Raw genomic sequence first — 12,693 nt, forward strand, 5'->3', positions numbered from 1 at the left:
AAATCATAAGGACTTCTAGATGAGCAAACAAAAGGAAATTCCATTTGGAACTATTGTCGTAATTCACCAAGTTGATGAGAACGAATCCTATCTGATGGGTTGCCATGGTGATTTTGACGCTAGAGATATTCAAGATTTCCAAGATGAAATATCAATGGTTTTGACTGGTGAAGATTACTTTCAGGGCGAAGGCGTTTATACACTAAAACCAATGGTTGATTATTACGATTACCATCGTGAACTCACATTTGAATTAGTTTCATTTGAGCCACTGACGGGTGAGGTTGAGTGATGAAAGGAACAACGTTAACAGAGTTACTAGAAGCGTGGGATAAAACAGCTAAGCAGACAGTATGGAAAATGTATTGTGCAGCAGGTAAGCCAAGTCGTGACAGATTTACTAGCATAAATGCTGCAAGGTATAGACGGAAATATCGAAACAGGAAAAATCGCTCTTATGCTGAAAAAGTAGCTTATCAACTGGCTGATAATCTTACGATATCTGAGTTAGTAGGCAGTAACAGAAAGCACTTTGAACTACCAGCTTACATCTACACATTCGGCAATTCAGGTACAGCAAAAACCCAACGGGAGGCATCTAATGCAGGGAACTAATTGGGTTAAGGTGAGTGAGAGATTACCCGGTGAATGTCGGCAAGTTTTATTAAAAGTTAAGAACGATTACGAATTAGCTCTCGGTTTTGTAATTAACGGTTATTTTTACGAGCAAGTAACATTTTCTAAAATCGCAAACAATACAGTCACGAACACTAAAATACCAGCTGAGAGGGTAACTCACTGGATGTACTTAGACAGCATCCCACTCCCACCAATGCCAGAGGGTGAATGATGAAGATAAAACGCAAAGTTCACAATAAGCTATTTCCAACTCGTAAATTGGCATTCTATCAGCATTCAAAAGTAGATGAATGGAACTCGCTAGAGTGCTACATGGACAAGTGGTTATTAGTTATTTTGTTCATACCGATTGTTGCCATTGGAACGCTAGTAGCTGGATTTCCTACGGCATTCAAAGAGGCGACGATTTATTTCAATAAACCATATTCGGTTGATAGCCTGACACTTGCAGAAGTTGAATCCATTAGGTTGGAACAGGAGAGCTAACAGTGATAACAGTAAAAACAAGTGAGTTGACAGGTAGGGCGCTGGATTATGCGGTTGCTAAAGCCGACGGCAGAACTAACGTAATTATAGGAAATGGTGGAGTTATGGTTTTTCCTGTGCATCCAGAATGTGGGCTATATCGTGATTATGACCCATCATCTAGCTGGGTGTTTTGCGGAGATTTAATAGCTAAATACTGGGTTGAGCTAATGGTTGAGGAGGTCGATGGCGTTGATTACTGGCATGCATCCCCACCTCATTTGATAGGAGATTACGCCACTGGTAACACTCCACAAGAAGCTATTTGTCGCGCAGTGGTAATGATTGAGTTTGGTGATACGGTGAAAATTCCAGCGTCATTACAGGAGGGCTAACAGTGAGTGAGCCAGTAGAAGTAATGGTCTATTACGTTAACTTCAATACGAATCGCAGATTTTGGATGTTAAAAGTATCAGCACATGGCGATGAAGATCACTTTAAGTTTCAAGCTAAGCCAACCAGAAAGCAAATCAGGGAATTAAAAAAACAATTCATTCGTGAAGCTAAAGAAGGCTCTAAGTGCCTAGTTGAAATGATAAGGGCAATGCAAGGAGGTTAACTTGGAAATAGAAATGGTCAAATGCGCCAATGGCATATTTGCACCAGCATTCGAACACGACCTACCACGTTTAACAAAATTCAAAAATGGCGAGATGTACACCTTCAGCGCCAAGCTCACAAGAAACCCCGCTTTCCATCGAAAGATGTTCGTATTCTTCAAATTCTGTTTCGACCACTGGTGCGCAAATAAAGCGGGACTCGACTGTATGGACGAGTATAGCCAATTTGAGCGCTTCAGGAAGGATTTGACGATACTTGCAGGATTTTATGAGCAAACAGTAAGGCTAAACGGTGACGTGCGCACAGAAGCTAAGAGCTTGTCATTTGCCAATATGGATTCAGACGAATTCGAACGCTGTTACAAAGCCATGATTAACGCAGCAATAAAACACATTTTCAGAGGATGTAATGAAATCACTGAGAATCGGTTATTAACATTCTTTTAATGGTCAACAAAAATGAAACTAGAAAAAGGAAAGGTCTACGAGATATCAGAACAGGCTTTGGATTTTTACCACAAGCATAACCGAGCTGAATTCCATTCTACCTATCCAAGAGAAACTGACGGTGAGCCACTGCATAACGTAATTATCAGAATGGTTAATGGAGATTTGGAAACATCCATATTGCTTACCGACGAAATAGTCAAAGTTGCTGATATTCAAGAGGTGTAATGATGAACATCATATCAACAATCGCGCGTTTTCTTGCTTCACTGTCAATACATGACACGCAGTGGACTAACAGCTTCAAGCATCAACGTAGCTACCAAACATCAACTAAGCGTATCTCAGGTCACGCAAAGATAAACCGAGCAGCCAAGAAGCGGAGGGCGAGAAAGTGATTAGAACCAGACACGTAATTCTATTCTTTTCGATTGTTACTTTAACGATGGGATTTATGTATGGCTAACTTACGCAAAGAAGCAAAGGGAAGAGAATGCCAAGTAAGAATACCCGGAGTGTGTAATGGTAATTCTGAAACTGTAGTAGGTGCTCATTATCGAATGGCTGGACTATGCGGCACAGGATGCAAGCCTAGCGATTTATTTATAGCTTGGGCATGTAGTGCTTGTCATGACGAAATAGACCGCAGGACTCGACTCACTGGCGCTGAGTATGCGAAACAGTGTCACCTAGAGGGAGTAATGCGAACTCAGGATATATTGCAGAGCGAGGGGAAGATTAAGGCATGAAGGAATATCACTTAAAGCTGCCATATCCGCCAAGCAATAATACCTATTGGCGACATTGTAGAGGTCGGCACTACATATCACCCAGAGGCACAAGCTACCGAAAGCAAGTAACAGATTACATAGAACAGCAAAACCTAGATGTCAAAACCACTTCCCGCATCAAAATAATCATCACAGCAAATCCCCCAGATAAACGAAAAAGAGACCTCGATAACTTGCCTAAAGCTGTTTTCGATTCGCTTACTCACGCCAATTTTTGGGGTGATGACGAGCAGATAGACGATTTTCGCATTAGACGCGGAGAAATGGTTAAAGGCGGCTCCTTGGATATCACAATATGGGAGATAGACGATGTTCACTGACCTAACAGCAGCAATTGAAGAGGCTAGATATCTAAAGTCACAGTTCAAATTTGATTATGCAGTGGTGCAGAAAAGTGGATGCGAAATGAAAATAGAAACAAATCATAGAGCAGAACTATACCCGCAGCTTGGCATCATGTTCAGCACTAAAAGTGAAAGAAATCACACAGTATTGCCGGAGGTAAGATGAGCTACATCGGAGAGAAAGAGTTAACGAAAGAGCAATTCGACTGGCTTAACGGATGGCTTGAGTTGTGGGGTGCCTGGGTTCACTCAGGGCGATTGAATGTGCGTATGATAAACATGATTTATAAATTCATGCGAACAGTCGAGCCAAACAGTACACCATCCAGACCTATGTGTAGTGACGATGAAGGAATGTTGATTTCTCAGGTCGTAGATTCAATCATCGCCACTGACGAGCAGGCTTATAAAATATTGCTCAGCTATTACGCATGTGGCGCCTCCAAGCTTTCGATAGCATCTTACTACCATAAGGTTGCAAAACCCCGCAAAATGCAAACGAGAGGAGGAAACAGGCTAAAGAAACCATCCTTCGGAACTTGCAGAAATGAAGTAGACGAAAAGTTAAAGGCTTGCCAGTGGTTATTGTATGAACCTCTGCGAAATGCAATGAATAACCGTAAACGTGTAGCGAAAATAAAGAAAATAAGCGAACTTTGCTATTGACATGTTATAGCAAATTAGCAATACTTATCAGGTAAGCTGCCTTAACTGTTCTTAGGTTGGCTTAACCAGATTCTAAAGCCTCACTTCGGTGGGGTTTTTCTACAATGGTAAGGTGCGTCTTGGTGAGTAACCTCACCCTTGCTTAGCATGGAGGCCGCATCTTAACCATTGTGGAGAATGCTAAAGCCAGTTAGCACCAGTAATAGCCTGATGCTCGGGAATAGGAAACTTGGGAATGCGGTAGAGCGCATCGAATACCGAGATTGCAGGGATTGGCTCCTGTCTCCGCAATGACAATCTAGCCGAGGTATAGCCCTAACTGTCTATCCAATCTCGCGATAGTCACGCTATGCCCATCTAATTTAATCCTTTCCTCAATTTTTAAATTTTGCGGTAACGTTTATTTTGGTTCCCTCATTAGTGAGGGTAGCATAACATAACGTATTGATATTGTTCCGTTATGGGAATCCCCATAGCGACAATTTCAACTCTCCGGAATTTCCGGATGGTTCACATATTCGGTTATTCCGAACAACTGAATCCCTTGCTATAAGGTTACGGTAGCGCGTAACAGTCTGGCTGAACTAAACCAGCCATCTATTTCAATAAGTCGCCTAGTGCGGCTTTTTTATTTCTACCATTTTGCCAACGTCGGGAAGATGGTCACTCATACGCCGCCACAGAATTCTAATCAACCAAACGAAAATTGACGCATAGAGATTGTGCGCGGCTATCTATTAACTAAATTCCTCCAACGTAGGGGGTGAGTATGAAATGTATGAATAACACTCCTGAATGGCTTGACCATCTACTCAATTGGCTTTCTTCAGTAAAAGAGCAAGCGGCTGCGGCTGGGTTGGCTGGAACTGTTGCAATATTGCGTGGCATGTATAACGGCGGTGGCTGGAAGAAGACCCTACTAGATGGTGCGCTGTGTGCATTCTTTGGGTGGTTTGCTAAAGACTTACTAGCAGCTATGGGTATGAACCCTGAATTTGCTTACTTCACTAGTGTACTGATTGGTTACTGGGGCGTAGAAACGCTGAGTAAAATGATTAAAGGTAAGGCAGGGGTGAATAATGACTAATTTCAAATTCAGCCAGCGAAGCGAAAACAATCTCAAGGGAGTTAACCCTGACTTAGTGAAAGTTATTCGTCGCACGCTGGAAATAACACCTGTCGATTTCATTGTCATTGAAGGTCTACGAACTCAAGAGAGACAAAAGCAGCTGGTTGCAGAAAAGAAATCACAAACTATGCACAGTCGCCACTTAACAGGTCATGCAGTAGACATTATTCCAGTGAATACCAAATGGCAGATTGATGAGTTTAAGCCGCTATTGAATGCTGTTAAGCAAGCCGCTGATGAGCTAGGAATTAAACTGCGCTTCGGTATCAACTGGAAGAATGACCCATCACTACCAATTGAAACTAAGTTCATTGATGCGCCTCATGTTGAGATTCCAGCATGACAACGCTAGCTAAGTTTGTTTCGTGGATTGTGGATCATGTTCAACTCATTGGAATAGTACTGCTACTCTCAGCCGTTGCTATCTATAACGTTAGAATAAATAACCTAGAGACTGAAAATGAATCACTCACTAGTCAGTTATCAGCAAGCCAGCTACTAAACAAAGTAACCCAATCAGCTATCACTCTTCACTATCAAGTTTCACTCAATAACATCAAAGCAAAGCAATTAGAGGACACAGAACATGTCAAAGTTAAGACTGTTATCAAAACAGTGCTCAAAGACAATGAGTGCGCTAATACTGCTGTGCCCGATGATGTTGTTAGTGAGCTGCGGGAATACAAAAGAGGTATTGATTCCCGTTCAGCCAGTGCCGATACCAGCACAACTAACCGCTGATTGCCCTCAACCTGATATTCCTGAAAAAGTAGATTGGGGTGATTTCCCTCAACTACTGGCTGATGCTATGAACTCAATAGCAAAGTGTAACTTGGACAAGAAAGCAATACGGGAAATTGAACAACAACGACAGGTGATTGAATGAGCATCGAATCTGAATTAGCTTACTTGAAAGCAGCGAAAAATAAGGTTCTTGAATTCATTGATGAGACTCCTGCTGAAAATGCTATCTCTTTAGCGAGCTGGAAAGCTCAGTTAGCTAAATTGGATAGGAAGATAAATGAACTAGAACAACGAGCCTCCAATTAGGGGGCTTTTTAATGGCAAAAAAATAGCCCCTGGTGTTGAGGCTTAAAAGTGTAGGAATATATATGAAACTAATAACTTAGCGATGTAATAACCATACCCCTATCAACGTGATGTTACGAAAGTAAAGTTAAAAGAAAGTTACATTTATTCAAGTTTTGTAATCAGTAGTACGCATTTCATCCTGTGCACCACATGCACACACATCTAAAAAACATCGAGCCAATATTTAGGTAATGAGTCTTTGAGGTAATCAGTTATAGCTGGTGCGCTTCGATGGGCTGATTTTCCTATGTGGCAAAGGCTCATTACTAAGTAAGGTAAGCACTATGAATGGCAAAGGATACGTATACGCCATTGAAAACAATGGCAAGGTCAAAATAGGGAGCACTATAAACCCCAAGAGTAGATTGAGAAATATACAAACACAGGGAGGGTTCATAAGTGCGAATATTTACCTGTCTAACCAGTTATATGCATATCAGGATTTGGAGATATTAATTCACAAGAATCTAGGTGATTTTAGAGATATAGGCGAGTGGTTTAATGTGGATTTTGATTCGGCCTGCAAGGAAATAGAGGATGGATATAAGCAATTGAAGTCTTCAGATCAAGAAGCCAAAAAGAAAGAAATTGCTCTTAGTGCAGGTAGTGCAATAGCGATGATTGCAGAAAAGTTAATAGCTGAAGGAAACAGTAGAAACGCGGCTATAGTCCAAATGAGTCAAGCATCTTGGACTAGCGAGGCTATGGACTTTGTTTTGAGTAAGCCACAAGGAGCTATTGATATAATCCTTGGTGTATTGTTCATGTGTCCAACAGTAACCATTATTGATGGTGATGATGCATACATCGCATTCCCTTATGGTTTTCAAATCACCACCGTGGATGAAATAAAACGCACTCATGACAAGCTAGAAATAGCACAAGACTGCGGATGTGAAGTGGAAGACGTTCCCGACTGGGATGAGTATTCCGCTGACATTACAGGGGTTGACTAATAAGCAGCCATTATTAGAAGAATTGCACAGATTAGCGGCGTAAAAATGCGCTTTGCTTGTAAATCAATAAATTACCGATGCACTAAAAGTTGCATCGCTTGAATAGATCGCTCAGCGGCCTTTTTTATGATGAAATAGCGCAAATTAATTTAACCAATGAGGTGCAAGTAATGAGTGAGCAAGACGATTCAATTAAGCGCTTACCATGGACTGGTGCTGCATTGAAAGTCGCACTGGTAATGACAGTAGAAACAATGAAGCTAACACCAGAGGAAGCGGAGAGGCAGAACATTACTGTAGTAGTTGGCCCATTCGCTAGACCATACAGAGAAATAATGGCAATAGCCGAAGAGTATGGTGAAAGGGAAATTCCTAAATCATGCGGCGATATGCCATTGGATATTAAATAAACAACAAGAATTCACAATGACCCGCCTAGAGCGGGTTTTTTATTGGGTGGAATATGAAGAATTATGACATAGACGTCAAGACAACAGCTTATGGCGCAGTAGCAAGGGTCGAGATAGCAGATGGCAACCTTACCGCATTACTAACAAAGGCTGGAGCGGCAACGAGAATCACTGTTACTGGTCGCGGCAATGTACGGCAGATTAAATCCATCGCCAAAACGTTTTATAGAGCATTACACACAACAACAAGGTAAATCATGACTACTGAACTAACAGCAAAAGAGAAAATCCGCTTAGGTTTACTTAAGCTAACCAGTAACAATACTACAGCAACAGCACGAGCCATTAAGCTAATTAAAGACGACCAATTGGAATATGAATTATTCTGCCAACTTTGGTCAACTCAAATGGACAATGGGGATACGGTAACTAAAGTTGACTCTGTCTATCAACGAGTGCAGGAAACAAAGAAAACGTTATTCAACGATGAAGTAGCAGAATAACCAATCACAAAGCTCATCATGGTGGGCTTTCTAATTTGTTATGAGGAATAAATATGGCTAAAAGACCAGATTGGGAGGCCATCGAGTCGGCTTACCGAGCTGGCGTGATGTCACTTCGAGAAATAGCTTCACAGCATGGCATATCTGAAGGAGCTATACGCAAAAGAGCAAAGAAGGATGATTGGTCGCGAGACCTTAACGCAAAGATAAAATCCCGTGCAGATGATTTGGTACGCAAAGAGGAAGTACGCAAGCAGGTACGCAGCGAAACAGTACTTTCAGAGCGCGTACTTATTGAAGCAACCGCCGAGGTTATTGCCACTGTTCGTATGGAGCATAGAGGCGATATTCGCAGGGCTAGAGAGTTAACCAATAACTTATTTGATGAGCTATCGGCTGAATGTGCCGATGTACCAGCTTTAAGTAAATTGGGCGAGCTAATGTTTAGTCCTGATGATAACGGACGTGACAAGCTAAGTGAAATTTATCATTCAATCATTTCTCTCCCTGAGCGCGTTAAGTCAGTCAAAGCATTAAGCGAAACACTTAAAAATCTAGTTGGCCTTGAGCGACAAGCTTACGGGCTAGATGAAGCACAGCCGAATAAGGCAGCTAGTCAGCTATCAGAACTAATGGACGACTTATCTAAGGAATAATCATGAAGCCAGAACATCTTGCATTATTGAGAGATAAGCTCTGGCGATTGAATCACCTCTACTGGATCACCAACAAAGAAGGTAAGCCAGTTCGATTTAAAATGACGCCTGAGCAGCTTGAATACTTTGAAGGGATGCACACGCGAAACATTATCTTAAAGGCTAGGCAATTAGGTTTTACGACTGAGGTCTGCATCATCCAATTAGACGCGGCGTTATTTGAGGCGGCTAAATGTGCATTGATAGCTCATACGCTAAATGATGCTAAGCGGCTATTCAGGGAAAAGATAAAGTATGCCTACGATAAGCTACCCGATGAAATTAAAGCAGCAAATCCAGCAAGCAATGACGCGGCTGGTGAATTGGTTTTTAGTAAAGGCGGCTCACTTTATATCAGCACGTCATTTCGCGGTGGTACCCTCCGTTATTTGCACGTTTCTGAGTTTGGTAAGATATGTGCCAAATACCCAGAAAAGGCTCGTGAGATTGTTACTGGTGCGTTTGAAGCAGTATCAAGCGATTGTTTCACGACGATTGAAAGTACAGCGGAAGGTCGAGCGGGTTATTTCTATGATTACTGCCAGTCTGCTGAGAAAGCGCAAATTCAGAGTAAGACTCTCTCTAACCTAGATTGGAAATTCTTTTTCTTCTCGTGGTGGAAGAATCCTGAATATGCCATTGACCCTGTAGAGCAATTACCTAAGCGTTTAGTTGATTACTTCGATGAGATAGCTAGCAAACACGGCGTTCATCTCAACGAGCGCCAGAAAGCATGGTACTACGCCAAAGAGAAAACACTTGGCGACGACATGAAGCGGGAATACCCGTCAATACCGTCTGAAGCATTTCAGCAATCAGTGGAAGGTGCTTATTACGCCAAACAATTCCGCTTTCTGTACGAAAACAAACGTATTGGCGCACTCCCTGATAACTCACACTTACCTGTGCATACCTACTGGGATATTGGTGTGGGTGATTCAACATCAATCTGGTTTATTCGTGAGGTTGGTGAGGAATTTCACGTTATCGACCATTACTCAAACAGTGGTGAAGGTCTGCGGCACTATATGAAAGTGCTGAAAGATAAAGGCTACACATACGAGAGTCACAATGGACCCCACGATATTGAGAATAGGGAATTTGGCTCTGATGCTAAATCACGGAAAGAATTAGCCCGTGAAGGGTATGAAATTGACGGGCAGGTTTACTCAATTCGATTTAATGTCGTGCCGAGAGTGTCTATTGATGAGGGTATTGAGGCTGTACGTGAAATTCTCCCTTACTGTGCTTTTGATGAGCATAAATGCAGCGAGGGAATCGCACACCTTGAAGCCTATCGTAAAGAGTGGGATGACAAAAAGGGATGCTGGAAAGATAAGCCGCTTCATGACTATACATCACATGATGCTGATGGATTCCGTTACTTTGCTGTAAGTAGACGGAACGTTAAACGACTAACCGAGAAACTAGAATTCAACTGGAACTAATATGAATACAAACGTTGATTATAAACATCCAGCGTACAGCGAGTTTTTGCCTGAGTGGGACATGATCGGCGATTGTGTTGATGGCGAACGAGTTGTAAAAAGTAAAAAAGAAAAATACTTACCACACCCAGCGGATAAAAAAGAAGCCGATGACAAAGATAACTCACGTTACAAGAGTTATCTGGCGAGAGCTTCATTCCTTAATGCTACGGGTAGAACGTTAAGTGGCCTACTCGGTATAGCATTTGGCAAGCCAGTAAAGATTAGCGTAAGCGGAGGCGTTGAATATTTAGAAACTGACATCGATGGTCAAGGCCAGCCATTAACGCAAATGATAAGAGATGCTTTATCGCAAAACTTACAGCGTGGACGTGCGGGCCTATTAAGCGATTTTAGCGGGTCAGGTGTTCAGTTTGAAGCAAATAAAGGCCGCCCATATATTCGATTGTTTACAGCAAAAGAAATCATTAACTGGCGAGTGACTAACGGGAAAACATCACTCGTTGTTCTTCAATATCAAGAGCCCGTTGATACCGAAGATTTTGAGCTAAAAATGCAGAAGAATTGGATTGAGTTACGGCTTATTGATGATGTGGCCCATTCTCGCCGTTGGTATGAAGATGGCGATATAAAAGTAACAGACTGGATTGTATTGAGTGATGCTACTGGGAAGCCCTTGAGTGAATTACCGTGGTCATGGATTGGTTCTATGAACAATGACCATACCCCTGACGCCCCACCGCTTGCTGATATAGCTTACTTAAATATCAAGCATTACCAAGCCGAAGCAGATATTGCAGAGTCAGCTCACACGGTTGGTCAGCCAATGATTGCTTTAACTGGGCTTAATGATAGCTGGGTAAAAGATCACCTCAAAGATGGATTTAATGTTGGTTCACGTAAAGGAGTGTTGCTTCCTGTTGGTGGCGACATGAAATTTGCGCAGCCAGAAGATAGGAATATCCAAATCACGCTAGCAGAGCGCAGAGAGAGACAGATGGCAATGCTAGGTGCTAAGTTAGTTGAGCGAGGAACGTCTGCCAGAACTGCCACACAAGCGCAGGATGAGGCACAAACAGATAACTCTGTGCTTTCATTGTGTGCTGGCAATGTAGAGCAGGCATTTAACCGAGCGCTTGATTTTTGCATTCAGTTTGCGGGAAGTGGTGAGGCGACCATCGAACTAAATAAAGTCTACGATATTGCTCAATTAGATTCACAAGCAATTACAGTATTACTTGCTGTTTTACAATCTGGCGCTATGCGATTGATTGACTTCGTTAAGTATCTGCAAAGTATCAATATCATCCCACAAGATGAAAAAGCCGAGGATATTATTGAAGAAATAGAACTAACACGCGCTAATTCAATGATATAGAGGTGAATATGCAATCACAATTGATGCTAGATAACTCAATGATGATCCAAATTCTCCTAGAGCGCCTCAAGGTTGGTATTGTTGATAGTGAGGAAATGCAAAGAGAGCTCAGAGTTGCAGTGGCAAAGGCATTAGCTAATTTCTCAGGCCAGATAACATCGAGGACAAAGCTAAATGCCGTTATTGCTGAATTAAAGCGAGAGTTATCGCCAGTTCTGACCAGTTATTCTGAGTATTTATTGCAATCGATTATCGATATTGGTGTTGAGTCAATCCAGCTTGAAGCGGATAGCATGTCGCAGATAGTGACAAATGAAATTAACAGCCCTAGTGCTGACAAGGTTGAAAAATCTATCTTAAATGTACCACTGATTTTAACGGCATGGGGCGGTTCTCTATTCATCAAGAAATTCATATCGTCTTGGGTAAATAGTTCTGTTCAGCAAGTAGAGAATCAGGCTGTTTTGGCTATGGCTGCACAAAGTAACATTCAAGCTCTACAGGCTACTATTAACGGCGCTGCAATTGACCGAGCGCAGGTTACAACATCAACAATATCGCGTATCACTTACAACTACCGGACGATTGCAAGTACGGCTATTCAGCATGCTCACACTTGCGCGGCTCAGGAGTTTTATAAAGAGAATGACGACTTAATCAAAGAGGAAGAGTTCAGCGCGATACTGGATAATAAAACATCCTCTACATGCAGAGCTTTATCTGGAAATCGATATCCTGTCGGTGTTGGTCCAATGCCGCCATTGCACCCCAATTGCCGAAGTCAGAGATTGCCAATACTTAATGATAAATTTGCTGACTTGATAGTCATTAGACCAGTTGGCAGGTCTGAATGGGGAGAGGAAAACTATTATGAATGGTTAACTCGCCAACCTGCGAAGCGACAAGATCTAATACTAGGGCCTACTCGTGGAAAGCTATTTAGGGATGGTGGATTAACACCAGAACGATTCGCACAGCTGCAATTACATAAGAATTTTAAACCGATGACACTCAAAGATATGCGAAGGCTTGCGCCTGATGCATTTGAACGAGCCGGAATTGAATCGAAATAACACAAGCCCACCATTGAGTGGGTTTTTTATTACCTGC

General features: G+C 42.1%; 23 protein-coding genes. All 23 read left to right on the top strand.

Going from position 1 to position 12,693, the window contains the following annotated elements:
- Positions 1-19: 19 nt before the first annotated feature.
- The 23 genes from EL244_RS06825 (at position 20) to EL244_RS06930 (ending at position 12,656) form a co-directional block, all read left to right on the top strand.
- On the top strand, positions 20-292 hold the full coding sequence (locus tag EL244_RS06825; RefSeq protein ID WP_126459686.1) for a hypothetical protein: 273 nt from the start codon (positions 20-22) through the stop codon (positions 290-292).
- On the top strand, positions 292-615 hold the full coding sequence (locus EL244_RS06830) for a hypothetical protein (protein WP_126459689.1): 324 nt from the start codon (positions 292-294) through the stop codon (positions 613-615). Before EL244_RS06825 ends, EL244_RS06830 begins: the two co-directional genes overlap by 1 nt.
- On the top strand, positions 602-850 hold the full coding sequence (locus EL244_RS18385; protein ID WP_126459692.1) for a DUF551 domain-containing protein: 249 nt from the start codon (positions 602-604) through the stop codon (positions 848-850). The genes EL244_RS06830 and EL244_RS18385 overlap by 14 nt, the downstream gene beginning before the upstream one ends.
- A complete protein-coding gene (locus EL244_RS06840) occupies positions 850-1,125 on the top strand; it encodes a hypothetical protein (protein WP_126459695.1) in 276 nt (91 codons plus the stop codon). Before EL244_RS18385 ends, EL244_RS06840 begins: the two co-directional genes overlap by 1 nt.
- 2 nt (positions 1,126-1,127) lie before the next feature.
- Positions 1,128-1,499: a phage protein NinX family protein gene (locus EL244_RS06845; protein WP_126459697.1), complete on the top strand. Its 372-nt coding sequence runs from the start codon at positions 1,128-1,130 to the stop codon at positions 1,497-1,499.
- A 2-nt stretch (positions 1,500-1,501) separates the two neighbouring features.
- Positions 1,502-1,723 (top strand): DUF7279 family protein, encoded by a 222-nt coding sequence (locus EL244_RS06850; RefSeq protein ID WP_232004567.1) that lies wholly within the window; start codon positions 1,502-1,504, stop codon positions 1,721-1,723.
- A gap of 1 nt (position 1,724) precedes the next feature.
- Positions 1,725-2,171 carry a DUF1367 family protein gene (locus EL244_RS06855; RefSeq protein ID WP_126459700.1) on the top strand — a complete coding sequence of 149 codons (447 nt, stop codon included), beginning with the start codon at positions 1,725-1,727 and terminating at the stop codon, positions 2,169-2,171.
- A gap of 12 nt (positions 2,172-2,183) precedes the next feature.
- Positions 2,184-2,399, top strand: a complete 216-nt coding sequence (locus EL244_RS06860; RefSeq protein ID WP_126459703.1) for a hypothetical protein — start codon at positions 2,184-2,186, stop codon at positions 2,397-2,399.
- A 230-nt stretch (positions 2,400-2,629) separates the two neighbouring features.
- Positions 2,630-2,920, top strand: a complete 291-nt coding sequence (locus EL244_RS06865) for a DUF1364 domain-containing protein (protein WP_126459706.1) — start codon at positions 2,630-2,632, stop codon at positions 2,918-2,920.
- Positions 2,917-3,282, top strand: a complete 366-nt coding sequence (locus tag EL244_RS06870; protein WP_126459709.1) for a RusA family crossover junction endodeoxyribonuclease — start codon at positions 2,917-2,919, stop codon at positions 3,280-3,282. Before EL244_RS06865 ends, EL244_RS06870 begins: the two co-directional genes overlap by 4 nt.
- A 186-nt stretch (positions 3,283-3,468) precedes the next feature.
- On the top strand, positions 3,469-3,972 hold the full coding sequence (locus EL244_RS06875; RefSeq protein WP_126459712.1) for an antiterminator Q family protein: 504 nt from the start codon (positions 3,469-3,471) through the stop codon (positions 3,970-3,972).
- 769 nt (positions 3,973-4,741) lie between these two features.
- Positions 4,742-5,059 (top strand): phage holin, lambda family, encoded by a 318-nt coding sequence (locus tag EL244_RS06880; RefSeq protein ID WP_036965310.1) that lies wholly within the window; start codon positions 4,742-4,744, stop codon positions 5,057-5,059.
- On the top strand, positions 5,052-5,444 hold the full coding sequence (locus EL244_RS06885) for a M15 family metallopeptidase (protein ID WP_126459715.1): 393 nt from the start codon (positions 5,052-5,054) through the stop codon (positions 5,442-5,444). The genes EL244_RS06880 and EL244_RS06885 overlap by 8 nt, the downstream gene beginning before the upstream one ends.
- Positions 5,445-5,687: 243 nt before the next feature.
- The gene (gene lysC / locus EL244_RS17995) at positions 5,688-5,987 is read left to right on the top strand and encodes an Rz1-like lysis system protein LysC (RefSeq protein ID WP_230084850.1); all 300 of its coding nucleotides are present in this window, start codon (positions 5,688-5,690) and stop codon (positions 5,985-5,987) included.
- A complete protein-coding gene (locus tag EL244_RS17905; RefSeq protein WP_154600546.1) occupies positions 5,984-6,151 on the top strand; it encodes a hypothetical protein in 168 nt (55 codons plus the stop codon). Before lysC ends, EL244_RS17905 begins: the two co-directional genes overlap by 4 nt.
- A 326-nt stretch (positions 6,152-6,477) precedes the next feature.
- Entirely contained in the window at positions 6,478-7,149 is a 672-nt protein-coding gene (locus tag EL244_RS06895) for a GIY-YIG nuclease family protein (protein WP_126459721.1), read from the top strand.
- Between the two features lie 170 nt (positions 7,150-7,319).
- A complete protein-coding gene (locus EL244_RS06900) occupies positions 7,320-7,559 on the top strand; it encodes a hypothetical protein (RefSeq protein ID WP_126459724.1) in 240 nt (79 codons plus the stop codon).
- Between the two features lie 53 nt (positions 7,560-7,612).
- Entirely contained in the window at positions 7,613-7,813 is a 201-nt protein-coding gene (locus EL244_RS06905; protein WP_126459727.1) for a hypothetical protein, read from the top strand.
- 3 nt (positions 7,814-7,816) lie between these two features.
- Complete coding sequence (locus EL244_RS06910) at positions 7,817-8,062, top strand: DUF2560 family protein (RefSeq protein WP_126459730.1); 246 nt, start codon at positions 7,817-7,819, stop codon at positions 8,060-8,062.
- Between the two features lie 53 nt (positions 8,063-8,115).
- A complete protein-coding gene (locus EL244_RS06915) occupies positions 8,116-8,718 on the top strand; it encodes a hypothetical protein (RefSeq protein WP_126459733.1) in 603 nt (200 codons plus the stop codon).
- 2 nt (positions 8,719-8,720) lie between these two features.
- Positions 8,721-10,205, top strand: coding sequence for a terminase large subunit (locus EL244_RS06920; protein WP_126459738.1), 1,485 nt, complete (start codon positions 8,721-8,723; stop codon positions 10,203-10,205).
- A 1-nt stretch (position 10,206) separates the two neighbouring features.
- The gene (locus EL244_RS06925; RefSeq protein WP_126459741.1) at positions 10,207-11,583 is read left to right on the top strand and encodes a DUF4055 domain-containing protein; all 1,377 of its coding nucleotides are present in this window, start codon (positions 10,207-10,209) and stop codon (positions 11,581-11,583) included.
- Positions 11,584-11,591: 8 nt separating this feature from the next.
- Positions 11,592-12,656, top strand: coding sequence for a minor capsid protein (locus tag EL244_RS06930; protein WP_126459744.1), 1,065 nt, complete (start codon positions 11,592-11,594; stop codon positions 12,654-12,656).
- Positions 12,657-12,693: the final 37 nt, after the last annotated feature.

The sequence above is a fragment of the Providencia rustigianii genome, assembly GCF_900637755.1.
GTDB classification, from domain to species: domain Bacteria; phylum Pseudomonadota; class Gammaproteobacteria; order Enterobacterales; family Enterobacteriaceae; genus Providencia; species Providencia rustigianii.